The organism is Streptomyces sp. NBC_00576, from assembly GCF_036345175.1.
GTDB lineage: Bacteria > Actinomycetota > Actinomycetes > Streptomycetales > Streptomycetaceae > Streptomyces.
The window spans coordinates 637,950-659,106 of record NZ_CP107780.1 but is presented as its reverse complement, the minus strand read 5'-3'; the positions used below and the strand labels follow the sequence as shown (position 1 = coordinate 659,106).

The 21,157-nt window shown below is 71.2% G+C and carries 22 protein-coding genes; 5 read left to right on the top strand and 17 right to left on the bottom strand.

Going from position 1 to position 21,157, the window contains the following annotated elements; all coding sequences use genetic code 11:
- Window positions 1-59: 59 nt before the first annotated feature.
- The 3 genes from OG734_RS02845 to OG734_RS02835 form a co-directional block, all read right to left on the bottom strand.
- Window positions 60-731, bottom strand: coding sequence for a nucleoside/nucleotide kinase family protein (locus tag OG734_RS02845; RefSeq protein WP_330285870.1), 672 nt, complete (start codon window positions 729-731; stop codon window positions 60-62).
- A gap of 13 nt (window positions 732-744) precedes the next feature.
- Window positions 745-1,863: a serine hydrolase domain-containing protein gene (locus tag OG734_RS02840; protein ID WP_330285869.1), complete on the bottom strand. Its 1,119-nt coding sequence runs from the start codon at window positions 1,861-1,863 to the stop codon at window positions 745-747.
- 68 nt (window positions 1,864-1,931) lie between these two features.
- Window positions 1,932-2,339: a TOBE domain-containing protein gene (locus OG734_RS02835; RefSeq protein ID WP_330285868.1), complete on the bottom strand. Its 408-nt coding sequence runs from the start codon at window positions 2,337-2,339 to the stop codon at window positions 1,932-1,934.
- A gap of 119 nt (window positions 2,340-2,458) precedes the next feature.
- Between OG734_RS02835 and OG734_RS02830 the strand changes: the two genes are divergently transcribed.
- Together OG734_RS02830 and OG734_RS02825 are read left to right on the top strand one after the other, a co-directional pair.
- A complete protein-coding gene (locus OG734_RS02830; protein WP_330285867.1) occupies window positions 2,459-3,505 on the top strand; it encodes a permease in 1,047 nt (348 codons plus the stop codon).
- A gap of 314 nt (window positions 3,506-3,819) precedes the next feature.
- The gene (locus OG734_RS02825; RefSeq protein WP_330285866.1) at window positions 3,820-4,581 is read left to right on the top strand and encodes a TIGR03943 family putative permease subunit; all 762 of its coding nucleotides are present in this window, start codon (window positions 3,820-3,822) and stop codon (window positions 4,579-4,581) included.
- Between the two features lie 33 nt (window positions 4,582-4,614).
- Here the strand turns inward: OG734_RS02825 and rpmF are convergent, their stop codons facing one another.
- The 6 genes from rpmF to OG734_RS02795 form a co-directional block, all read right to left on the bottom strand.
- Complete coding sequence (gene rpmF / locus OG734_RS02820) at window positions 4,615-4,779, bottom strand: 50S ribosomal protein L32 (protein ID WP_319090754.1); 165 nt, start codon at window positions 4,777-4,779, stop codon at window positions 4,615-4,617.
- A gap of 54 nt (window positions 4,780-4,833) precedes the next feature.
- The gene (locus OG734_RS02815) at window positions 4,834-5,400 is read right to left on the bottom strand and encodes a GNAT family N-acetyltransferase (RefSeq protein ID WP_330285865.1); all 567 of its coding nucleotides are present in this window, start codon (window positions 5,398-5,400) and stop codon (window positions 4,834-4,836) included.
- A gap of 77 nt (window positions 5,401-5,477) precedes the next feature.
- Window positions 5,478-6,470: an ATP-grasp ribosomal peptide maturase gene (gene tgmB, locus OG734_RS02810; protein WP_330285864.1), complete on the bottom strand. Its 993-nt coding sequence runs from the start codon at window positions 6,468-6,470 to the stop codon at window positions 5,478-5,480.
- Window positions 6,471-6,486: 16 nt separating this feature from the next.
- On the bottom strand, window positions 6,487-6,678 hold the full coding sequence (gene tgmA / locus OG734_RS02805; RefSeq protein ID WP_330293540.1) for a putative ATP-grasp-modified RiPP: 192 nt from the start codon (window positions 6,676-6,678) through the stop codon (window positions 6,487-6,489).
- A gap of 209 nt (window positions 6,679-6,887) precedes the next feature.
- Complete coding sequence (locus OG734_RS02800; protein WP_330285863.1) at window positions 6,888-7,259, bottom strand: DUF6479 family protein; 372 nt, start codon at window positions 7,257-7,259, stop codon at window positions 6,888-6,890.
- A 115-nt stretch (window positions 7,260-7,374) separates the two neighbouring features.
- Window positions 7,375-8,187 (bottom strand): SAM-dependent methyltransferase, encoded by an 813-nt coding sequence (locus tag OG734_RS02795; RefSeq protein WP_330285862.1) that lies wholly within the window; start codon window positions 8,185-8,187, stop codon window positions 7,375-7,377.
- A gap of 346 nt (window positions 8,188-8,533) precedes the next feature.
- On the opposite strand from OG734_RS02795, the gene OG734_RS02790 reads away from it, so the two are divergent.
- Complete coding sequence (locus OG734_RS02790) at window positions 8,534-10,219, top strand: hypothetical protein (protein WP_330285861.1); 1,686 nt, start codon at window positions 8,534-8,536, stop codon at window positions 10,217-10,219.
- Window positions 10,220-10,299: 80 nt separating this feature from the next.
- The gene (locus OG734_RS02785; protein WP_330285860.1) at window positions 10,300-10,752 is read left to right on the top strand and encodes a DUF1569 domain-containing protein; all 453 of its coding nucleotides are present in this window, start codon (window positions 10,300-10,302) and stop codon (window positions 10,750-10,752) included.
- 63 nt (window positions 10,753-10,815) lie between these two features.
- On the opposite strand, the gene OG734_RS02780 is transcribed toward OG734_RS02785, so the two are convergent.
- The 3 genes from OG734_RS02780 to OG734_RS02770 all read right to left on the bottom strand — a co-directional run bounded on the left by OG734_RS02780 (window position 10,816) and on the right by OG734_RS02770 (window position 13,876).
- Entirely contained in the window at window positions 10,816-10,953 is a 138-nt protein-coding gene (locus OG734_RS02780) for a hypothetical protein (protein ID WP_443065058.1), read from the bottom strand.
- Between the two features lie 72 nt (window positions 10,954-11,025).
- On the bottom strand, window positions 11,026-12,276 hold the full coding sequence (locus OG734_RS02775) for a MalY/PatB family protein (protein WP_330285859.1): 1,251 nt from the start codon (window positions 12,274-12,276) through the stop codon (window positions 11,026-11,028).
- A gap of 259 nt (window positions 12,277-12,535) precedes the next feature.
- Complete coding sequence (locus tag OG734_RS02770) at window positions 12,536-13,876, bottom strand: MFS transporter (protein ID WP_330285858.1); 1,341 nt, start codon at window positions 13,874-13,876, stop codon at window positions 12,536-12,538.
- A gap of 139 nt (window positions 13,877-14,015) precedes the next feature.
- Between OG734_RS02770 and OG734_RS02765 the strand changes: the two genes are divergently transcribed.
- The gene (locus tag OG734_RS02765; protein ID WP_330285857.1) at window positions 14,016-14,375 is read left to right on the top strand and encodes an ArsR/SmtB family transcription factor; all 360 of its coding nucleotides are present in this window, start codon (window positions 14,016-14,018) and stop codon (window positions 14,373-14,375) included.
- 70 nt (window positions 14,376-14,445) lie between these two features.
- Here OG734_RS02765 and OG734_RS02760 read toward each other — a convergent pair whose 3' ends face one another.
- The 5 genes from OG734_RS02760 to OG734_RS02740 all read right to left on the bottom strand — a co-directional run bounded on the left by OG734_RS02760 (window position 14,446) and on the right by OG734_RS02740 (window position 21,118).
- A complete protein-coding gene (locus tag OG734_RS02760; protein ID WP_330285856.1) occupies window positions 14,446-15,177 on the bottom strand; it encodes a DUF1775 domain-containing protein in 732 nt (243 codons plus the stop codon).
- 72 nt (window positions 15,178-15,249) lie between these two features.
- Entirely contained in the window at window positions 15,250-15,903 is a 654-nt protein-coding gene (locus OG734_RS02755) for a hypothetical protein (protein ID WP_330285855.1), read from the bottom strand.
- A gap of 258 nt (window positions 15,904-16,161) precedes the next feature.
- Window positions 16,162-17,139, bottom strand: coding sequence for a methylmalonyl Co-A mutase-associated GTPase MeaB (gene meaB / locus OG734_RS02750; protein WP_330285854.1), 978 nt, complete (start codon window positions 17,137-17,139; stop codon window positions 16,162-16,164).
- Window positions 17,136-19,310, bottom strand: a complete 2,175-nt coding sequence (gene scpA, locus OG734_RS02745; protein ID WP_330285853.1) for a methylmalonyl-CoA mutase — start codon at window positions 19,308-19,310, stop codon at window positions 17,136-17,138. Before scpA ends, meaB begins: the two co-directional genes overlap by 4 nt.
- Window positions 19,310-21,118, bottom strand: a complete 1,809-nt coding sequence (locus OG734_RS02740) for a methylmalonyl-CoA mutase subunit beta (protein WP_330285852.1) — start codon at window positions 21,116-21,118, stop codon at window positions 19,310-19,312. Before OG734_RS02740 ends, scpA begins: the two co-directional genes overlap by 1 nt.
- Window positions 21,119-21,157: the final 39 nt, after the last annotated feature.

Below are 21,157 nucleotides of genomic sequence, written 5' to 3'. Positions count from 1 at the left end.
ACTACGTGGCCGAGCAGCTCACCCGCGCGCTGCTCGGCCACGCATGTCCTGTGCGGTGCTCAGGTCAGCTTCTCCACGACCAGATCCGCCCGGTCCCGGGTCGCGGCGACCAGGTCGGCGTTGCGCTGGTCGGTGCCCCGCACCCACGCGAGCGCCGTGTCGTGGTCCTTGCCGAACTCCTCGTGCCGGGCGACGAGCCGGCGGACCCGCTCGGCCTCGTCCAGCGCGCAGAACCACACCTCGTCGAGCTGGTCCCGCACCCGCTCCCACGAACCGTCGCTCAGAAGAAGGTAGTTGCCCTCGGTGACGACAAGCCGCGCCGACGGAAACACCGGTACCGCGCCCGCGATCGGCTGCTCCAGCACCCGCTCGAACCCAGGCGCGTAGACGATCTCCCCCGCGCCCGCCCCCGCACGGTCCTCACGCAGCCGCCGCAGCAGCGCCGCGTACCCCGCCGCGTCGAAGGTCTCCGGCGCGCCCTTGCGGTCCCGCAGGCCCAGCCGGTCCAACTCGACGTCGGCGAGATGGAAGCCGTCCATCGGCACATGGGCGACCCAGGGCGCGCCGTCGCCGTTCAGCGCCCGGACGAGCCGCTCGGCGAGCGTCGTCTTGCCCGCGCCGGGACTCCCGGCGACACCGAGCACGGCACGCCGGTCGTCCCGGACCAGCGCCCGGGCCCGGCCGAGGAGTTCGTCGAAAGTGGGTGCGGGGGAGGAGAGGGGGCGTTCCACGCGGCCGAGTCTCTCACCCGGACAGCCCTTCGTAGGCGGCCGCGAGGATCAGGAAGGCCCGGTCGTCGCCGAGGGCGCCCGCGTCGAGCATGCGGTTCATGACGTACGCCACCGTCAGGCGCGCGTCCATGTCGACCAGGACCATCGAACCGCCCCAGCCACCCCAGAAACACGTGCGGGGGTTGAGGAGCCCGCCGCTGTTCAGGCCGTACCCCATGCCCCAGCGCATGGGCACGCCCAGCACCGAGTCCGTCCCGGCGAACTGCTCCTCCAGGGCGCGTTCACAGCCCGCCTCCGACAGCAGCCGTACGCCTCGTGCGGTGCCGCCGCAGGACAGTACCGACTGGACGGCGGCGACCGAGCGGGCGTTGCCGTGGCCGTTCCCGGCGGGGATCTCGGCGCGCCGCCAGGCCTCGGTGTTGGCCGTCGAGGACGGGATGTCGGGGTTGCCGGCGCGGTCACGCGGAAGCTCGGCGTTCGGATCGAGCACTCGCTCGGGTGGAGCGATCACAGGCGCGACGCGATGGTCGTGCTCGGCGGGCAGCCCGATGTGGAAGTCGGCGTCCAGCGGCCCTGCGATCTCCTCGGCGAAGAAGACACCCGGGGTGCGGCCGGTGACCCGGCGGATCACCTCGCCGACGAGGTGGCCGAAGGTCACGGCGTGGTAGCCGCCCTCGGCGCCGGGCTTCCAGGCCGGGGTCTGGGCGGCGAGCCGGGCGGTGGCGGTCGGCCAGTCGTAGAGGTCCTCGACCGTCATCGGCTCGTCCCAGGTGGGCAGCCCCGCCGTGTGACCCAGCAGGTGCCGCACCCGGACGTCGTCCTTGCCACCCGCGGCGAACTCGGGCCAGTAGCGGGCGACCGGCGCGTCCAGGTCGAGTTCCCCCCGGTCGGCGAGGACCAGGGCGCACAGCGCCGTCATCGTCTTCGTCGTGGACCACGTGTTGGTGAGCGTGTCGCGCTCCCACGCGGCGGTACGCGCCTCATCGGTGTGGCCGCCCCACAGGTCGACCACCGGCTCGCCGTCGAGGAACACCGCCACGGACGCGCCCACGTCCTTGTCGTTGAGCGAGGCCGTCAACGCCTCGCGTACGGGGGCGAACTGGTCGGTGCACGTGCCGGAGGTCTCCACCATGCCGAGACCGTAGCCAGACCCTCGCGGAGACGGCCACCGATTAATTCCGGCCCAGTGCCCGGCCCGAATCAGGTCCGGTCGATGTGCACGCTCGTCGACTTCACCCGGGCCGTGGCCTCCACCCCGACTTCGAGGCCCAACTCCTCCACGGCCTCCCGGGTCAGCAGCGACACCAGCCGGTGCGGGCCCGCCTGGATCTCGACCTGCGCGGCGACATCGCCGAGTTTCACGGCCGTGACGATGCCGGAGAAGGCGTTACGGGCGGAGGTGTACGACGGCTCCTCCTCGCCGGAGCCGGTGCCCGCGCCCGTGCTGGCCAACTCGATGGAGAAGGCGGCCAGATCCCGTCCGTCGATCAGGCGTCGCCCGCCCTCGTCGCGGTGGGTCTTCACGCGGCCCGCATCCGCCCACCGCCTCGCGGTGTCGGGGCTCACGCCCAGCAGACGGGCGGCCTGACCAATGGTGTAGGACTGCATACGCGCCAACCTAGCTCGTTACCCGATCTCGCAAAATGAGCAACCGCGCCCGTCCAGGCGTACTGAAGTGGTAGGGAACGCACGCACGCAGCACAGCCACGCCCGGAGGTACCTCGCCCGTGAGCATCACCAAAGCGGCCCCGCCCGGGGCCGGCCACCGCGACACGGAGGCTCCGCCGGACGAGGCGAAAGGCAATGTGACGGACGAGCAGCAGGGCTGGCAGTTCAGCTCGCCGCTCGTCCTGACCATGCTGCTGATCCTCGTGGTCGCCCTGCAGGGGCCGATCCGCCGGGCGGTGTCCGCGCCGGTGATGCAGAGCTGGATGACGGTGTTCGTCGCCGTCGTCGTCCAGGCCCTGCCCTTCCTCGTCCTCGGCGTGCTGCTGTCGGCGATGCTCGCGGTGTTCGTACCGCCGTCCTTCTTCGTCCGCGCCCTGCCCAGCCGGCCCGCCCTCGCGGTGCCGGTCGCGGGGATGGCCGGGGCGATCCTCCCCGGCTGCGAGTGCGCGTCCGTACCGGTGGCAGGCGCGCTGGTGCGGCGGGGGGTCGCCCCGGCCGCGGCGCTGGCGTTCCTGCTCTCCGCCCCGGCGATCAACCCGATCGTGCTCACCGCGACCGCCATCGCGTTCCCCGGCAAGCCGGAGATGGTCGTCGCCCGGTTCGTGGCGAGCCTGCTGGTGGCGTGCGCGATGGGCTGGCTCTGGCAGCGGCTCGGCCGCACCGACTGGCTGCGCCCGCCGGCCCACCCCTCGGACGAGGGCCTCGGCAAGGGCGCCGCGTTCTGGAGCTCCGTACGGCACGATGTCATGCACGCGGGCGGCTTCCTGGTCGTCGGCGCGATGGCCGCCGCCACTCTGAAGGCCGTGGTGCCGGCGAGCTGGCTGAGCCTCGCGGCGGACAACCCGGTGGTGGCGGTCCTCGCGCTCGCCGTCCTCGCGGTGCTGCTGTCGATCTGCTCGGAGGCGGACGCGTTCGTCGCCGCGTCCCTGACCCAGTTCTCGCTCACGGCCAGGCTGGCGTTCCTCGTGGTCGGCCCGATGATCGACCTGAAACTCTTCGCCATGCAGACGGCCACCTTCGGCCGCGGGTTCGCCCTCCGCTTCGCGCCGGCCACCTTCGTCATGGCGGTGGCGTCGGCGGTTCTCGTCGGGGCGGTGCTCCTTTGAATCCTCCCCCAGCAGAAGCAGGGGATTCCTGGCTCACGCCGCCTGCGGGTCAGCGACCCAACAGGTCTTCCACGATCAACACCAGTCGGGTTGAAACCAGCCCGGTTTGTACCGCAAAGCTTGGAGGTGCATGTGCTGTCTTGGTTCTCGATCAGCACGACGTGCGCGCTTGGTTCTCGTAACGCACGGCGACTAGTCTACCCGCCCGCGTGGGCAGTCTTTCGCCATGGAGGCGAAACCCCGTTCCCTGCCCTGCTCCGCAGGAGTCCGGTTCCTCACCGTCCTGAAGGCCGGGGCATCCTCGGAGGCCTCAGGTGAACCGGCAGGCACAGGCGGTCGTTCTGTTCCTGGTCGGCGGAGCGATGGTGCACGCCGGCTCCACCGACCTCTACCTGCGCTACGTCAAGGCAGGGCTCCAGCCGATGGTCATCGGCGCCGGCGCGGTGCTGATCGTGGCCGCGCTGGCGACGGTCTGGTACGAGCGGAAACTCTCGAAGACGGGCCCCGACAACGAAGTTCACGCCCACGACGAGGAGGTCCACGTTGACAACGGGGAGGTCCACGTCCACCGTGAACCGCGCGTCTCCTGGCTCCTGGTCCTGCCCCTGTTCGCGCTGATCCTGGTGGCCCCGCCCGCCCTGGGCTCCTACAGCGCCCTGCGCACGGGTACGGCCCTCCAGGCGCCGTTGGCCTACGCGCCCCTGCCCTCCGGTGACCCCGTACGCCTCAGCCTGGTCGACTACGCGGGCCGGGCGGCCTACGACCACGGACGTTCGCTGGGCAACCGGCGGATCACGATCACCGGGTTCGTCGCGCTCGACGGCAAGGGCACCCCGTACCTCGTCCGGATGGCCCTCAACTGCTGTGCGGCGGACGCCCAGCCGGTCAAGGTCGGTCTGACCGGCCGGATCCCCCCGGTGCTCCAACCGGACACCTGGCTCGAACTCACCGGCACCTACACCGACCGGCGGACCAAGGACCCGGTGAACAGCGGCATCATTCCGTTCCTGGACATCACCGAGGCCAAGCCGGTACCGACCCCGCGCGACCCGTACGACGAGAGCTGGAACAACTGAGGCCCGAGTCAGGAGCCCGGGCGGGGCATCCGCTCAGGGCCGGAGCAGTCCGCGCTCGTACGCCTTGACCAGCCGCTGCGGCACCATGTGCGCGACCCCGTCGACGGTGACCGGCACCAGCTGGGTGGTGGTCGCCTTCCACTGGGCGCGGCGGTGACGGGTGTTGCTGCGGGACATCTTCCGTTTGGGAACGGCCATGGGATCCTCCTCGGTCGGCAAGCGAGACAGGACGCTACATGAAAATGGATCCCATTAACAGTTGGGGTCGGTCTGATCGGGAGAGCTGGAGGAAGGGGACAGGAACACCACGACGTCCGACTCCGCGCCCGGCAACGGCGCCGGTTCCCGCCAGCCCGTCCGGCGGTAGAAGGCCACCGTCTCGTGCGCCTGGTCCCAGGTCAGCAGCCACGCCCGGCCGCCCGGCGCGGCAGAGGTGAGCGTGGACAGCAGCCGCCGCCCCAGTCCGGTGCCCCGGGCGTGGGCCCGCACCCCCAGCTCGTCGATCTCGAAGGCGCCCACCAGCAACTCGTCGACACGCTCCGCGCCGAGCAGTTCGGTCACCCTGCCGTACGCACGGTCGGTGCGGAACGGGGCCTCGGTGATCCAGCCCGTGACGAACCCCCGTATCCCGCCGCCGTCCGCGAAGGAGACGACGGCATGGAAGCCGGGGCGGTGCGCGTCCGTCGCCAACCGCGCACGGAACCTGGCCGAAGTCTCCTCGGGGTCCCGGTCGTCCCAGGGTGGGGCGGTGAAGATCTCGACGTACGCTTCGGTGAGTTCGTCCGCGATGGTGAGAACGTCGGGTCCGAAAGTCCGCATGGGGAGCGAACATACCCCGTCGACGTCGCCGGGCGGCGTCCACCTGCACCGTGACTCCTGAGGAGAGCGACGACAGCTCAGGGAGCGGCGCGCAGGGAACCCTGGGGGTCATGGGGGTTCGGCTGTGTCGTTGGGCCCTCCCCGGCCAGCCAGTCGGCGACGGACCGGGCGATCGGCTGCCCGGTGTCCATCTCGACGAAGCCGAACTGGCCGGACTGGTTGCATTCGAGAAACCACCAGACACCCTCGAGATCCTCCGCGAAGTCGAAGGCCCCATAGGCGAGTTCGGCCTCTCTCAGATACCGGTGCACGGCCTCGGCGAGCCGCGGCGGCACCTCGACCGGACGCCACGGCTCGTCCGAGGGCGCGAACCGGACATCGATGTCGTCGGGATGGGCGTTCGGTGCTACGGCCTTGCGGGCGGCGAGGATCTGGTCGCCGACAGCCGTCAGGCGGATGTCGGCCCGCTTGTCGACCCGGCGTTGCAGCAGTGTGGGCCCGAAGGTGACGGCGGCGAAGTCGACATCGGGCGCCACCCGGCTCGTCGGCACCACCCTGGGCGGCTCCTGCGGATGCGATCCGGAGACGGGCTTGACGACCAGGTCGGGAAACCGTCGCGCGAAATCCCGGGCCGCCTGCGGAAACGTGGTGATCAGCGTGGCCGGTACGGGGAGCCGGCTGCGCTGCGCGAGATGCAGCTGCCAGGGCTTGTGGCGGGCCCGGGCAGCGGCATCGGGATGGTTCATCCAGCGCGCGCCGGTGCCCCGGAGCATGCCGTAGAAGGCCTGCGAGGCCTCCTCGGTGAGCCAGCCGGACGGCTCAGCGACCCGCGTGCCCGGAACCCCCGGCCTGCGCACCCAGACGGACCGCAGCCCGCCCATGCTCACCAGCCTGCCCCCGACGGACAGCTGCCCGCGAAATACGCCGTGCACGTACTCGCCGGACAGGGCGACCTCGCCGGGCAGATCGGCGGGATCGAGCCGGACCACGGGAACACCGGTGCCGTTCAGCCTGGCCACCACGAGATCCGCCGTCACATCGTGTTCGGACGTCAGAACCAGAACCGTCATCGCGTCAGGTCCACGTTCAGTCGTCGAAGTGCGTCTTGGAACCGGCAGTTGACGTAGTAGCCCCGAATTCACGCATCACAGCATGGTCATGAGCGGCAATCCGCCCACCCGGCAACACATTCAACTGCAGTCCGCAGTCGTAGCTGTACGGAGGGCTCACCTCCAACTGCTCAGCTGGGCGCGCGTAGTTCAGAACGAACAGCTGCATCGCTTCTCCCCGATCGGCGTCGACGTCGGTCAAGTGGACGGTGGAGGTCCGGTATTACAACTGTCCCGTCCCCGGTGCCCCGCTTCCAAGGAGTTATACGAATCGAACGCCTGAATGGTTGCCTCACGTTGTACCCAACCGCGTCCGGGCAGCCGTCCGCGGGCCGCGACCCATGCTCCACGGGTCGCCGGACCAGGGTCACGGAGAGGTCAGTGGCGCCCCAGGCCGCCACTGCCGAAGGAGCCGCTGGAACCGGGATCCCAGCGTCCCCGCTGCTGGTCCTCCCGCCGTTTCGTCGACGCGTGGTGGAGTTCGTGCGGCAGCAGCCGCTCCCGCTCCTCGCCCGCGAGCGGCATCTCGTCGGGCTCTCGCATCTCACGGATCTCACGGACCGGACCGGAGGGCGGGAGTGTGGGTTGTTCGTCGGGGCGGGGCCGGGCGGATTCCCGGTCCCGGACCCGCATGCCGAACCAGAAGGCCCAGATCAGTGCACCAGCGATGAACAGGCCTGCGACAAATGCGGCCGTTACGTTGAGTAGATCGCTCGACGCGGCCAGTAGTTCAGACGTTGTCGTACTCATATACCGATTATCGCCGACGGCCTATGAATGCGCGTCTGAAAACAGCCTGTGGAATCACTGTCCCTTTCTTGTCCAGCCAGGACTTCCAGCCGGGGCTTCCGGCCAGGGCTTCCGGTCAGGGCTTCACGGCGACGGCACCGAATTGCGGAAGAGCGCCGACGGAGTCGTCCTCCGGGTGCCACTGCGCACAGGAGACGAGCCCCGGGTCGAGAAGGTCCAGGCCGTCGAAGAAAGCGGCGACCTCGCCTCGGGGGCGGGCGGTGATCGGCGGGGTGGCGTTCTCGTTCCAGAACTTCATCGCCTCGATGTTTCCCTCACCGCCGAGGTCCGAGTCGGTCGTCGGATGGGTCAGGACCAGATAGCTGCCCGAGGGCACCGACGCCATGACCCGGCGCACGATCTCCTGCGCCTTGCCCGTGTCGAGCACGAAATTCAGGATGCCGAGCATCATGACGGCGACGGGCCGGTCGAAGTCGAGGGTCTCCGAGGCACGGCTGACGATGGTTTCGGGGCGGTGGACGTCCGCGTCGATGTAGTCCGTGGCCCCCTCCGGCGTGCCGGTCAGCAGCGTACGGGCGTGCGCGAGCACGATCGGGTCGTTGTCGACGTAGACGATCCGGGACTCGGGCGCGATGCGCTGGGCGATCTCATGGGTGTTGTCCACCGTCGGCAGCCCCGTCCCGATGTCCAGGAACTGCCGCACTCCCCGCTCGGCGACCAGGAAGCGCACGGCTCGCCCGAGGAAGGCGCGGTCCGCGCGGGCCACGCTGCGGATCAGCGGGAACATGGCGTCGATGTGGTCGCCGACTCCCTGGTCGACGACGTAGTTGTCCTTGCCGCCGATCCAGTAGTTCCACACCCGCGCGTTGTGGGCCACCGAGGTGTCCAGCCGGCTGCGTCCCTCTGACGTGCTGCCCTGCTCGCTCACGCCGCTTCCTCTCGTCACTTCCCTCACCCCGCACCGACGTTGACGCCCATACGGGCCGTCAACATCGTTCGCGCCTACGAGGGTGATCTTATGGCCGGGCGCTTCGCGGCCGGGCGGGGAGGCGCCGGGCGCGCATGCTGATGGGTGCCGGCGGGGCCTCTCGGCGGACCTGGTGAAGTCGGGTGTGCGACAGCGCCCCGAAAGGGACGCGGGCTGCATCGCGTGTGCGGCTCCGCCGCGTGTGCGCGGCCGGCCACGACGGCGCCGCGGCGGACCGGCACCTCACCGCACCTTCAGCGGAGCGCCTAGTCTCGCCGGACAGGCCCCAGGGGAGCGGGAGAGACGAATGGACCACGACGCCTACGACTACGACCTCGGTACTCACGGTCGGCCCGTGACGACATCGTCCGCCGAGGCCCAGAGGTGGTTCGACCGGGGCCTGGTGTGGACGTACGGCTTCCACCACGAGGAGGCCGTCGCCTGTTTCGAGGCTGCCGCCGCGGCGGACCCCGACTGTGCCATGGCCCACTGGGGCATCGCGTACGCCCTCGGCCCGAACTACAACAAACCCTGGGAGTTCTTCGACGGCGAGGACCTCGCACGGACCGTCGCCCGCACCCACGCCGCCGTCGAACTCGCCCAGCGGAAGGCGGCCGGTGCCACGCCCGTCGAACAGGCCCTGATCGCCGCTCTGCGGGCCCGCTACCCGCAGGCGGAGGCCGTCGAGGACTGCTCGGTCTGGAACGAGCCCTACGCGGACAGCATGCGGACGGTGTACGAACTGGCGCCCGACGACCTCGACATCGCCGCGCTGTACGCCGACGCGCTGATGAACCTGACGCCCTGGCAACTGTGGGACGTACGCACGGGCGAGCCGGCCGAGGGCGCCCGCACACTCGCCGTGAAGGCCGTCCTGGAGCGGGCGATCGCGACCGAGGCGGGATCGCGCCACCCGGGCCTCCTGCACCTCTACATCCACCTGATGGAGATGTCCTCCGCCCCGGAGACCGCCCTGCCCGCCGCGGACCGACTGCGCGGCCTGGTCCCGGACGCCGGCCACCTGCAGCACATGCCCACACACCTGGACGTGCTCTGCGGCGACTACCGGCGTGTGGTGGCGGACAACAGCGCGGCGATCGTCGCCGACGAGAAGTTCCTTGAGCGGTCCGGCGCGATGAACTTCTACACCCTCTACCGGGCGCACAACCACCACTTCAAGATCTACGGCGCGATGTTCCTCGGACAGTCCAGGACGGCGCTCGAGGCCGCCGCGCGACTGGAGGCCGCCATCCCGGAGGAGCTCCTTCGGGTGCAGAGCCCGCCCATGGCCGACTGGCTGGAGGGCTTCCTCGCCATGCGCGTCCATGTGCTGATCCGCTTCGGCCGCTGGTCGGACATCCTCGAACTGCCGCTGCCCGCCGACCCGTTGCTGTACTGCGTGATGACGGCCATGCTCCGGTACGCCCGAGGGGTCGCCCTCTCCGCCACCGGCCGGACCGCCGAGGCCGAGGCCGAGCGCGAACTGTTCCGCGCGGCGCTCACCCGGGTCCCGGAGACGCGGATGCTGTTCAACAACACCTGCCCCGACATCCTCGCGGTCGCGTCGGCGATGCTCGACGGTGAACTGGAGTACCGCAAGGGCAACCACCAGGCCGCCTTCGCTGCGCTGGAGCGCTCGATCGAACTGTGCGACAACCTCCCCTACGACGAGCCCTGGGGATGGATGCAGCCCACCCGGCACGCCTACGGCGCCCTGCTCCTCGAACAGGGACGCGTCGCCGAGGCGGAGGCCGTCTACCGCGCCGACCTCGGCCTCGACGAGACCCTTCCGCGCGCTGTGCAGCATCCCGGCAACGTCTGGGCCCTGCACGGGTTCCACGAGTGCCTTGAACGCCTGGGCAGGGAAGGGGAGGCGCGGATCGTGGCCCAGCAGCTGAAGATCGCGCTCGCCCTGGCGGACGTCCCGATCGAGGCGTCCTGCTTCTGCCGTCTGGACGTCGGTACGGGCGGCGCGGACGCGGGCTGCTGCTGAGGAGGAGCTCGACGCGACAGGTGGTCAGCAGCACATGTGATACGAAATGTTGACGTTTCATATCAATATATGCTAGCGACATGGCCTCACTCACTCTTACCGAGCTCACCGAGCGGCTGCCCAAGTCTCTCGGCCGCCCCGAAGCCGACCTGCTGGCGCCGGGCGGTCCCTGGAACCTGTCCCAGACGCTGCAGCACTGTGCCCAGACCGTCCGCTACTCCGTGACCGGATACCCCAGACTCAAGCCCGCCCTGTTCCGGGCCACGGCAGGCGCCCTGGCCAAACGCCTCTTCCTGCGCCGCGGAGCGACGAAGCACTCGCTCGGCGCGGAGATCGACGGGGCTCCGCCCCTGGACCCGAGCCTCCCGTCGGCAGAGGCCGCGTCCGGCCTCGCGGACGCGGTGGCCCTGTTCACCGGCCACACGGGACCGCACGCCCCCCACCCCGCCTACGGACGCTGCACGCACGACGAGTTCGCACGTCTGCACGCCATGCATCTCGCCGAACACCTACCCGGACTGGCCGACGCCTGACGCCGGGCCGCCCCGCGGACCCCCGCGACGCAGCTGCCGGCTCCGGCGAACGCGGCAGCAGCGTCACGGACGAGGCCCGCCGTCACCCCGGTTCGGCGGCGGCGCTCTTGATCGCCGCGGGCGGACACGGACGTAGGTCCCGCAGCGGCAGACGTTCGCGATCGCGTCGGTATCGGCGTCCGTGGGGTTCTTCGTGCGCATCAGCAGGGCCACCGCCGCCATGATCCGGCCGCGTCGGCAGAACCCTCTGCTCAAGCCGCGACCGGACAACGCTCATTGCCGAAAAGCGCGGACCGCGCGTCCCATTCTGGTCACCGCCTCACGCAGAACGGACGGTGTCGTCGCGAAGTTGAGGCGTACGTGTCCCTCGCCGCCGGAGCCGAAGACATGGCCGGAGCTGAGGGCGACCCTGGCTTCGGCGAGGAACATTTTCGCGGGTCCGGCCAGATCGCCCACCACGCCGGGGCCCTCGGCGTCCTGGTCGTTGTGCAGTCCCAGCCACGTGCAGTCCAGCCAGGCCAGGTAGGTGCCCTGGGGCTCCTGGTACCCCACCTCGGGGAGGTGTTCTTCGAGCAACTGCCCCAGCAGGCGCCGGTTGGCGTCGAGCCCGAGCAGCAGTTCGTCGAGCCAGCCCCCGCCCTCGCGGAACGCCGCGGTGTGGGCGATGACCCCGAGATGGCTGGGGCCGTGGCCGACTTCTTCCGGCAGGAGCCGAAGCTCGTCGGCGGCTTCGGAGCCCGCGACGGCCAGAGCAGCCTTCAGCCCGGCGAGGTTCCACGCCTTGGACGCGGAGGTCACCGTGAACGCGTTCTCGGCGCCGGGGACGCTCAGGAAGGGGGTGAAGGTGGCCCCAGGCAGCACCAGAGGGGCGTGGATCTCGTCGGACACCACTCGCACGCCGTGCTTGCGGGCGAGGGCCGCGACGGCCTCCAGTTCCTGGCGGGTGTGGACGACACCGGTCGGATTGTGCGGGTTGCTCATCAGGAACGCGGCGCGGCGGCCCTGACATCGTGCCCGCACGAAGGCCTCCTCAAGAGCGGCCAGGTCGACGCGCAGGTCGGGACCGAGGCGCGCCTCGACGATTTCGCGGGCGTCGTGGGCGACGAACGCGTAGAAGGGCGGGTACACCGGGGAGCACACGACGACCGCATCCCCGGGGCCGGTCACCAGCCGGAGCACTTCGACGATGCCGAGCATCACATCGGGGACGATCGCCGTGTGCTCGACGCGCAGCCCGTCCCACTTCCACCGCTCGGCCGCGAACGCGGCGAGGGCCTCGGCGTAGGCGCTCCCGTACGGATATCCGGTGTCACCGAGGTCGATCGCCGTGCGCAGGGCCTCGGCGATGGGCGGAGCCATCGGCACATCCATCTCCGCCACCCAGAGCGGAAGCACGTCCTCCGGGTGGGCACGCCACTTCATGCTGGTGCGCCGCCGCAACTGCTTCAGGGACAACTGGACGAGAGGATCAGTCCGGTCGGCTTCGGAGGCATCGAGGGCTTCGCTCTTCGCGGCGTCTGTCATTCCATGCTCCAAATCCCGGGCTCGCCGGGTCGGTAGGGATGTGCCACGACCCCGGCCGGCATCCCGACGGCGCCGACGGACCGACGGAAGCCGCCCGCAGTCACAACACTGCCCTGTGGTCGGCTCCAGAACCTCCTGCCCCTCGGCCCGCACGGCCGGCGAGGGCTCCCGGCGCCGAACACCCGCAGGGTGCGCGGCTCCGGGGAAGCCTCCAGTGTCCCGCCCAGCCGATCGCGGGTCGGGTGACGGTCCCGGACCGTCAGCGGTGGGCGTGCAGGCCGTCGAGGAGCGGGTGGTGGCTGTGCCGCCAGCCGCTGGCGACGCGTCGCGCGTCGGCCAGATGCGGGTGCCCGGCGGGGAGACCGGCGTGCTCGTGCTCGACGGGTGAGGGTTCGCGCACCGGCCACAGGCGTACGGCGAGCAACGCGGCGGCCAGGGCGACGGCGCCCAGGGCGAGCACCGCGGACCGAAGCCCGGCCACGGCGCCGAGCCATCCGGCCAGTGGGTACGTGAGCAGCCAGCAGCTGTGCGAGAGGGAGAACTGGGCCGCGAACGCTGAGGTGCGCGCCTCGGCGGGCGCCGCCCGGCGGATCAGCCGCCCCGTCGGAGTGAGCACCATCGAGCAGGCGGCGCCGAACGCCGCCCAGGCGGCCAGCAGCGCGGGCCAGCGCCAACTGCCGCTGTCCGCCGCGGTGATGACACCGAGCGCGACGAAGCCGGCGGTGAGCAGCAGCGCTCCCCGCATCATCACCGTGCGGTCCGCGACCCGGTCGAGCACCCGGGGCAGAAGCAGCGCCACGACCATCGAACCCGCCCCGAACGCGCCGAGCGCCAGGGGTACGTCGCCGACGCTCCGGCCGAGCAACTCGCGGACGTACACGACGCTGTTGACGGTGACCATGGCGCCCGCGGCGGCCACCGCCAGGTCGAGGGCGAGCAGGGCGCGCAACTGAGGGACGGCGAGGAAGAGACGGGTGCCGGCGGTCGCCCTGGCGTACGCGCCGCCGGTGTGCGGGGTGGTGGCGACGGCGGGCTTGGGCAGTGCGGCGGAGGTGACCAGGGCGGCCGAGGCCAGGAATCCGGCCACCGTGCCCAGGAACAGCCAGTTGTACGTGATCAGTGACAACAGTGCGGCGGCGAGGGCCGGGCTGAACAGGCTCTCCAGGTCGTAGGCGAGCCGGGACAGGGACAGAGCCCGGGTGTAGTCGCGTTCGGCGGGCAGAACGTCCGGTACGACGGCCTGGAAGGTGGGGGTGAACGTGGCCGACGCTGCCTGGAGCAGGAAGATCAGGACGTACACCTGCCAGACCTGGTCAACGAACGGCAGCAGCAGCGCGACCCCGGCCCGCGTGAGGTCCGCCCCCACCAGCAGCGCGCGTCGCGGCAGCCGGCCGGCGACCACGCCGACGGCCGGGGCGATCACCACGTACGCCACCATCTTGACCGCGAGTGCCGTGCCGAGCACCGAGCCGGCGTCGGCGCCCGCGAGGTCGTAGGCGAGCAGGGCGAGGGCGACCGTCGCCAGCCCGGTGCCGGTCAGGGCGACGACCTGGGCCGTGAAGAGGCGGCGATAGGTGCGGTTGTGGAGTATGGAGAGCATGCGGCGATCCCTTGGCCGGTCGGGGAGCGGGCGCGGTCCGACTTCACTGTAGCCATAGGTGCGCACCTGCGCACCTGTTGGTGCGGGAATCCGTACGCCGACACCCTCGACGGGGTCGTCCTGCCTCTACGCTGAGCCCATGCCTGTTCGCGAGCCCTTGCCAACTGCGGCCGATACGCACCTGCGTGCCCCGGACAGCGCGCGTCTCGCGGAGGCGACCGAGGTGTTCGCGCTGCTGTCGGATGCGACGCGGCTGCATGTGCTGTGGCTGCTGGCCCAGGGCGAGTCGGACGTCGGCTCGCTGACGGCGCGGTGCGGGGCGTCGCGGACGGCGGTCAGCCAGCATCTGGCGAAGCTGCGGCTCGCGGGGCTGGTGGAGACGCGGCGCGAGGGGCGGTACGTCCACTACAGCCTTCGCGACGGGCATGTGCGGCGCCTGGTGGTGGAGGCGTTGAGCCACGCCGACCACAGGGTCAGCGGGAAGGCGCCGCACGACTGAAGGGGCCTTGTCCTCAAACGCCGGACGGGCTGGATGGTGCCCGGCCGGCGCTTGAGCGTCCCCGGTCCGGCTACTGCTGGGCGGTGCCCCGGCGTCGTACGAGATAGACGGCCGCGCCCGCCACCACGACCACAGCCGCCCCGATGCCGATCCAGGCCCCCGCTGACATCCCACCGTCGTCATCGCTCGCCGCCTCGGCTGCCGGGGAGGCCGGCGCCTCTGTGGCCTCGGCCGTGGGTGTCGGCGACGCGGACGGTGACGGCGACTCCGACGCCGTCTCGCTCGGCGACGGGCTGACCGGCTTCGCGCCCGGCGCGGCCGCCTTCAGCTTGAGCACCGGAGCGGGCTGCTCACTGCTCTCGTCCAGTTCGATCCAGCGGTCGATCTTGCCGTCGCTGTAGGTCTGCAACGACTTGAAGGCGATTTCCTTCACGTCGGGGAGCTGTCGTACGACGACGGAGTACTCGGCGTTCACTCCGGCCTTCAGCGCCGGGCCCTTGATCGTGTAGCCGTCGTCGGCGGTGGTGAACTTCCAGCCCTTGGGGCCCTCGCCGTACGTCACGTCGCCGGGCGCGATGCCCTTGGGCAGGATCACGCGGACCTCTGCGATCCCGGCGGTGTCGGACTCGGCCTCCGCGTCGAAGGAGATCTCGACGTTCTCGGCGAGAGCCTGGGCCTTGTCGGACTCGACCTCCACGTGAGCGGCGGCCGGTCCGGCGGTGAGGAGGACGAGGGTGCCGGCAGCGGCGGCCGCGAGGGTCAGGCGTCGCGCGGTGCCGTGCTGGGTGGGAGCAGTGAACATGGGTGTCTCCGGGTCTTTCCGGGCGTGCGGTGGCACGGAACGGCCGACCTGCGTCGGGCCGTCGCGGCAGGGTCAGTTGGCGAGGGCGAGCCACGCCGGCGGAGGACCCCGCCGTACCACCACGTTCGCGAGGAGCGCCCCCCTGAGCGGCGGCGGCTCCGTCCGGCTCGGGCGGCGCACCCGCGATCCGCGCCCGGTCGGCACCGGCCGGCCGTCGAGCAGTGCCCGTACGGTGGCGATCCGTGCCCGTACCGCCTCGACGGTCCCGGTCAGGCCGCGCGCCAGCGACCAGCAGGCCGCGTCCGCGCGGTGCAGCAGCACGGCGACGAGGACGGCGGCCACGGCGTGGAGGACCGTCATCGCCGCCGAGTCGTGCAGCCGCCCGGGCCAGGCCCCGTGGGCAGGCAGCGCATGATGCGCATGCCCGGGCATGACCATGGCAGCCATGTGGCGTGAGTGAGCGGCCGACAGCCACACATGCAGTCCTGTCTGCGCTGCCGCGCTCGTCACCACCACCGCGACAAGCGATCGCGGGCGCCGGGTACCGGCCAGCCCCACGGCGAACAGCAGCGCCGCCGCTGCCACGCTCGACCGCCACGGAGCCGGCCCCTCGGCGACCAGATGATGCGCGCTGACCCCGAGCACCGTGCCGACGACGGCGAAGACCGCTGCCCGGAACACGGGCAGGGGCGCGGAGTGCGTCGTCGGCGTACGGAGCATGGTCATGACCCGCCCATCATCGACCATGCGGCGGCTGGGGAGGGACCGGGCCTCAGGATTTTCTTGTTCCTCTCCCATGACAGACCCGGGCATTGGTTACAGGACGGTCAAGTACCCAATGGGGGTTGGGGTTCTCCTGGTCGGTGACCTCGACCACGCCTGGCGCTACCCCCTGTTGAGCCGCCCGCAGGTGTGGCGCCGCCACACCTCTCCGAGCCCGCCCCGCGCCTGGCGGCCCCGTGGCAGATGGCCCAGCCCTGGGTCTCAGCCCCCGCCGAATGCCTTGAGGATGCGCTCGGCAGCGAGGGTGGCCGTCAACTCGCCGTTTCTGACCTGCTGTTCGAGGCCGGGGGTGAGGGCACGTACGCCCTCGTCCGCGTGCAGGCGGCCCAGCAGTTCGTCGCGGACCATCGTCCACGTCCAGTCGACCTGCTGGTCACGGCGTTTGGCGGCGAGGCGGCCGGTCGAGTCGAGCAGGGTGCGGTGCTGTTCGAGGCGGTCCCAGACCGAGTCGAGGCCGGTCGACTCGCGGGCGCTGCACGTCAGCACCGGCGGTGTCCAGGCGGCGTCCCTGCCGTGCATGAGCCGCAGGGCGCCCGCCAACTCCCGTGCGGCGGACTGGGCGTCGCGCTCGTGCGGGCCGTCGGCCTTGTTGACGGCGAGTACGTCCGCGAGCTCCAGGATGCCCTTTTTGACGCCCTGCAGCTGGTCGCCGGTGCGGGCCAGCGTCAACAGCAGGAACGAGTCGACCATGTTGGCGACGGCGGTCTCCGACTGGCCGACGCCGACCGTCTCCACGAGCACCACGTCGTAGCCCGCCGCCTCCATGACGACGATCGACTCGCGTGTCGCCTTGGCGACCCCGCCGAGCGTGCCCGCGGTGGGGGAGGGCCGGATGAAGGCCGCCGGGTCCACCGCCAGACGTTCCATCCGGGTCTTGTCGCCCAGGATCGATCCGCCCGTACGGCTGGACGACGGGTCCACCGCGAGCACCGCCACCCGGTGCCCGAGCCCGGTCAGCATCGTGCCGAACGCGTCGATGAACGTCGACTTCCCGACCCCCGGCACCCCGCTGACCCCGATCCGCCGGGCCCGGCCGCTGTGCGGCAGCAGTGCGGTCAGCAACTCCTGTGCCAGCGCCCGGTGCTGGGGCCGGGTCGACTCGACGAGGGTGATGGCCCGCGCCACGATCGCCCGCTTCCCGTCGAGCACGCCCTTGACGTACGCGTCGAGATCGATCACAGGTCGTGCCCGAGGTCGGCCGAGAGCCGCTGGACGAGGTCGTACGCCGCGTCCGGGATCACCGTCCCCGGCGGGAACACGGCGGCCGCGCCCATCTCCAGGAGCGTCGGCACGTCCTGCGGCGGGATCACCCCGCCGACGACGATCATGATGTCCGCCCGGCCCTCGGCCGCCAGCTCCTCGCGCAGCGCCGGTACGAGGGTGAGGTGTCCTGCGGCCAGTGACGACACCCCGACGATGTGGACGTCCGCCTCCACAGCCTGCCGGGCCACCTCGCCGGGGGTCTGGAACAGCGGACCGACGTCGACGTCGAAGCCGAGGTCGGCGAAGGCGGTGGCGATGACCTTCTGGCCGCGGTCGTGGCCGTCCTGGCCCATCTTGGCGACCAGAATGCGCGGCCGGCGCCCCTCGGCCTCCTCGAAGGCGTCCACCAGCGCCCGGGTGCGGTCGACGGACGGGGACTCGCCTGCTTCGTTGCGGTACACCCCGGCGATCGTACGGATCTGGCCCGCGTGCCGCCCGTACACCTTCTCCAGAGCGTCCGAGATCTCCCCGACCGTCGCCTTCGCGCGGGCGGCGTTCACCGCCAGCTCCAGCAGGTTCCCCTCACCGCCCGCCGCCCGGGTCAGCGCGTCCAGCGAGTCCTGGCAGGCCCGCTCGTCGCGCTCCGCGCGCAGCCGCCGCAGCTTCTCGATCTGCTGGGTGCGTACGGAGGAGTTGTCGACCTTGAGGACATCGATCTGCTCGTCGGTCTCCACGCGGTACTTGTTGACGCCGATCACCGGCTGGCGCCCCGAGTCGATGCGGGCCTGGGTGCGCGCCGAGGCCTCCTCGATGCGCAGCTTGGGGATGCCCGCGTCGATGGCCTGCGCCATACCGCCCGCCGCCTCGACCTCCTCGATGTGCTGCCAGGCACGGCGCGCGAGGTCGTAGGTGAGCTTCTCGACGTACGCGCTGCCACCCCACGGGTCGATGACCCGGGTCGTGCCCGACTCCTGCTGGATCAGCAGCTGCGTGTTGCGGGCGATGCGCGCCGAGAAGTCGGTGGGCAGCGCGAGCGCCTCGTCGAGGGCGTTGGTGTGCAGCGACTGCGTGTGGCCCTGTGTCGCCGCCATCGCCTCCACGGCCGTCCGCGTCACGTTGTTGAACACGTCCTGCGCGGTCAGTGACCAGCCGGAGGTCTGTGAATGGGTGCGCAGGGAAAGGGACTTGGCGTTCTGCGGGTCGAACTGCCGGACCAGCTTCGCCCACAGCAGGCGCGCCGCGCGCAACTTGGCGATCTCCATGAAGAAGTTCATGCCGATCGCCCAGAAGAAGGAGAGCCGGGGCGCGAACGCGTCGACGTCCATCCCCGCCTCCCGCCCCGCCCGGATGTACTCGACCCCGTCCGCGAGCGTGTAGGCCAGCTCCAGGTCGGCCGTCGCCCCCGCCTCCTGGATGTGATAGCCGGAGATCGAGATGGAGTTGTAGCGGGGCATCCGCTGCGAGGTGTACGCGAAGATGTCGGAGATGATCCGCATCGACGGCTTCGGCGGATAGATGTAGGTGTTGCGGACCATGAACTCCTTGAGGATGTCGTTCTGGATGGTCCCGGCCAACTTCTCGGGCGGTACGCCCTGTTCCTCGGCCGCCACGATGTACAGCGCGAGGACGGGCAGCACGGCGCCGTTCATCGTCATCGACACCGTCATCCTGTCCAGCGGGATGCCGTCGAAGAGCTGGCGCATGTCATAGATGGAGTCGATCGCCACGCCCGCCATGCCGACGTCGCCGGTCACGCGCGGGTGGTCGCTGTCGTAACCCCGGTGCGTGGGCAGGTCGAAGGCGACCGACAGGCCCTTCTGGCCGGCCGCGAGGTTGCGGCGGTAGAAGGCGTTGGACTCCTCGGCGGTGGAGAAGCCCGCGTACTGGCGGATCGTCCAGGGCTGGTTGACGTACATCGTCGGGTACGGGCCGCGCAGATACGGGGCGGCACCCGGATACGTCGACAGGAAGTCCAGGCCCTCCAGGTCACGTCCGGTGTAGAGCGGCTTGACCGCGATGCCCTCCGGGGTCTCCCAGAAGGCCTCGTCCGAGCCGGTGGCCCCCTTGACGGCCGTACGCCAGTCGACGGCGTCGGCGTTGGTGGTCGGGGTCCCCAGTTCGATTCCGGAGAAGTCGGGGATTCCCATCAGGACGCTCCCATGCGGTCGAGGGTGGCGGAGAGCACGGCGACGGCGTCGCAGCCCGCGAAGACGTACGCGTCGACGTCCGTGTACTGCCCGGGGCGGCCGGCGAGGAACACCTGCGAGGCGCCGGCGGCCTTCAGTTCCGCGGCGACGGTCGACGCCTGCTCCTCGTACAGCGTGTCACTGGAGCAGAGGCAGACCTCGGTGGCGCCGCTCTCCTCGAAGGTGCCCTCCGTGACGGGCTCGATGCCGCCCGCCTGGAAGAGGTTCGACACGAAGGACGTGCGGGCGGTGTGGGCGGCGGCCGGGCCGATGGTCGCCAGATAGACGCGCGGCCGGGTCCCGGTGGCGGCGAGATGGGCGTCGGAGCGGGCGCGCAGAGCCTCGTACGCCTCGTCGCGCCGCACCCGGGGGAGCCCTCCGGGCGGCGGCTCGGGCGCGGGCTCGCGGTCCGGGAGGCGCTCGGCGAGGTTCGGGAACTCGCTGACACCGGTGATGGGTTCGCGCCGCTTGGCCAGCTTGGCGGAGCGGGCTGCCCAGGTGGTGGCCAGCGCCTCACCGAGCCGGCCCGAGCGGAGGGCGGGCGCAAGGCCGCCCAGCCCCTCGAGCCACTGGAAGAACTCCCAGCCCGCGTGGGCGAGTTCGTCGGTGAGCCGCTCCACGTACCAGGAGCCGCCCGCCGGGTCGATCACCCGCGCCAGATGCGACTCCTCGACCAGGATCGTCGAGGTGTTGCGGGCGATGCGGCGCGCGAACGCGTCCGGCAGGCCCAGCGCGTGGTCGAAGGGGAGCACGGTGACCGAGTCGGCGCCGCCGACCCCGGCGGCCAGTGTGGCGACCGTCGTGCGCAGCATGTTCACCCACGGGTCGCGGCGCGACATCATCACCGGCGAGGTCACGGCGTGCTGCGTCTGCGCCCCGGCTGCCGGCGCCCCGCACACCTCGGCGACCCGCGCCCACAGCCGCCTGGCCGCGCGCAGCTTGGCGATCGTGAGGAACTGGTCCGCGGTGGCCGCGTACCGGAACTCCAGCTGCGCACAGGCCTGTTCGACGGACAGCCCCGCCCCGGTCAGTTCCCGCAGGTAGGCGACCCCGGTCGCCAGGGACGCGCCCAGTTCCTGTGCGGCCGAGCCGCCGGCCTCGTGGTACGGCAGCGCGTCCACGTTCAGCGCGCGCAGCCCCGGGTACTCCTCGGCGCACAGCCGCGCCAGCTCGATGACCGGGGCGAAGGCAGACTCCTCACCGGTGCGGGCCTCGTGGCCCAGCGGGTCGCCGCCGAGGTTGCCGCGCGCCGCTTCCCTGGCGACGCCCCGTTCCTCGTACAGCCGCAGCAACTCTCGTGCAGCGGGCTCGACTTCCCGTCCGGCGTCCAGGACGACGGGGGCCAGGTCGAGATAGACGCCGTCGAGGGCCCGGGCGAGCGACGCCACCGGGATCGCGTCCTGGCCGACGGTCAGCCAGAGCGAGGTGACGCCGTTCTCCAGGTCCGCGAGCACCGAGTCGCCGACGAGGGCCGCGTGCCGCTGCCGTACGTCCCAGCCTCCGACGGTGCTCCCCTCGGGCCGTCCGCCGCGGACGAAGGGGGCGAAGCCGGGGAAGCCGGGTTCGGGAGCCTCGTCGAGCGCCGTGTAGAGGGGGTGGGTGGTGAGCCCGTCCTCCAGCGCGGTGGACAGCGCGTCCTCGGCTGTCGCGGCGGAGACCTCCTTGCCCGCTTTGCGCAGCACGCCTTCCACCAGGCGCTGCCACTGCTCATGGGTCGTGGAAGGGAACTCGGCGGCCAGCGAGAGCCCGTCGTTGGGCAGGACTGTCATGCCCGGATGCTAGGGCAGAGAGGTCCGGCCACAGCAGAG

Excerpts from the sequence above, each read along its gene's own strand:
- OG734_RS02840 (WP_330285869.1), bottom strand. The coding sequence starts at position 1,863 with ATGGTGGAGACCTCCGGCACGTGCACCGACCAGTTCGCCCCCGTACGC.
- OG734_RS02835 (WP_330285868.1), bottom strand. The coding sequence starts at position 2,339 with ATGCAGTCCTACACCATTGGTCAGGCCGCCCGTCTGCTGGGCGTGAGC.
- rpmF (WP_319090754.1), bottom strand. The coding sequence starts at position 4,779 with ATGGCCGTTCCCAAACGGAAGATGTCCCGCAGCAACACCCGTCACCGC.
- OG734_RS02815 (WP_330285865.1), bottom strand. The coding sequence starts at position 5,400 with ATGCGGACTTTCGGACCCGACGTTCTCACCATCGCGGACGAACTCACC.
- tgmB (WP_330285864.1), bottom strand. The coding sequence starts at position 6,470 with ATGACGGTTCTGGTTCTGACGTCCGAACACGATGTGACGGCGGATCTC.
- tgmA (WP_330293540.1), bottom strand. The coding sequence starts at position 6,678 with ATGCAGCTGTTCGTTCTGAACTACGCGCGCCCAGCTGAGCAGTTGGAG.
- OG734_RS02800 (WP_330285863.1), bottom strand. The coding sequence starts at position 7,259 with ATGAGTACGACAACGTCTGAACTACTGGCCGCGTCGAGCGATCTACTC.
- OG734_RS02790 (WP_330285861.1), top strand. The coding sequence starts at position 8,534 with ATGGACCACGACGCCTACGACTACGACCTCGGTACTCACGGTCGGCCC.
- OG734_RS02785 (WP_330285860.1), top strand. The coding sequence starts at position 10,300 with ATGGCCTCACTCACTCTTACCGAGCTCACCGAGCGGCTGCCCAAGTCT.
- OG734_RS02780 (WP_443065058.1), bottom strand. The coding sequence starts at position 10,953 with ATGCGCACGAAGAACCCCACGGACGCCGATACCGACGCGATCGCGAAC.
- OG734_RS02775 (WP_330285859.1), bottom strand. The coding sequence starts at position 12,276 with ATGACAGACGCCGCGAAGAGCGAAGCCCTCGATGCCTCCGAAGCCGAC.
- OG734_RS02770 (WP_330285858.1), bottom strand. The coding sequence starts at position 13,876 with ATGCTCTCCATACTCCACAACCGCACCTATCGCCGCCTCTTCACGGCC.
- OG734_RS02765 (WP_330285857.1), top strand. The coding sequence starts at position 14,016 with ATGCCTGTTCGCGAGCCCTTGCCAACTGCGGCCGATACGCACCTGCGT.
- OG734_RS02760 (WP_330285856.1), bottom strand. The coding sequence starts at position 15,177 with ATGTTCACTGCTCCCACCCAGCACGGCACCGCGCGACGCCTGACCCTC.
- OG734_RS02755 (WP_330285855.1), bottom strand. The coding sequence starts at position 15,903 with ATGACCATGCTCCGTACGCCGACGACGCACTCCGCGCCCCTGCCCGTG.
- scpA (WP_330285853.1), bottom strand. The coding sequence starts at position 19,310 with ATGGGAATCCCCGACTTCTCCGGAATCGAACTGGGGACCCCGACCACC.
- OG734_RS02740 (WP_330285852.1), bottom strand. The coding sequence starts at position 21,118 with ATGACAGTCCTGCCCAACGACGGGCTCTCGCTGGCCGCCGAGTTCCCT.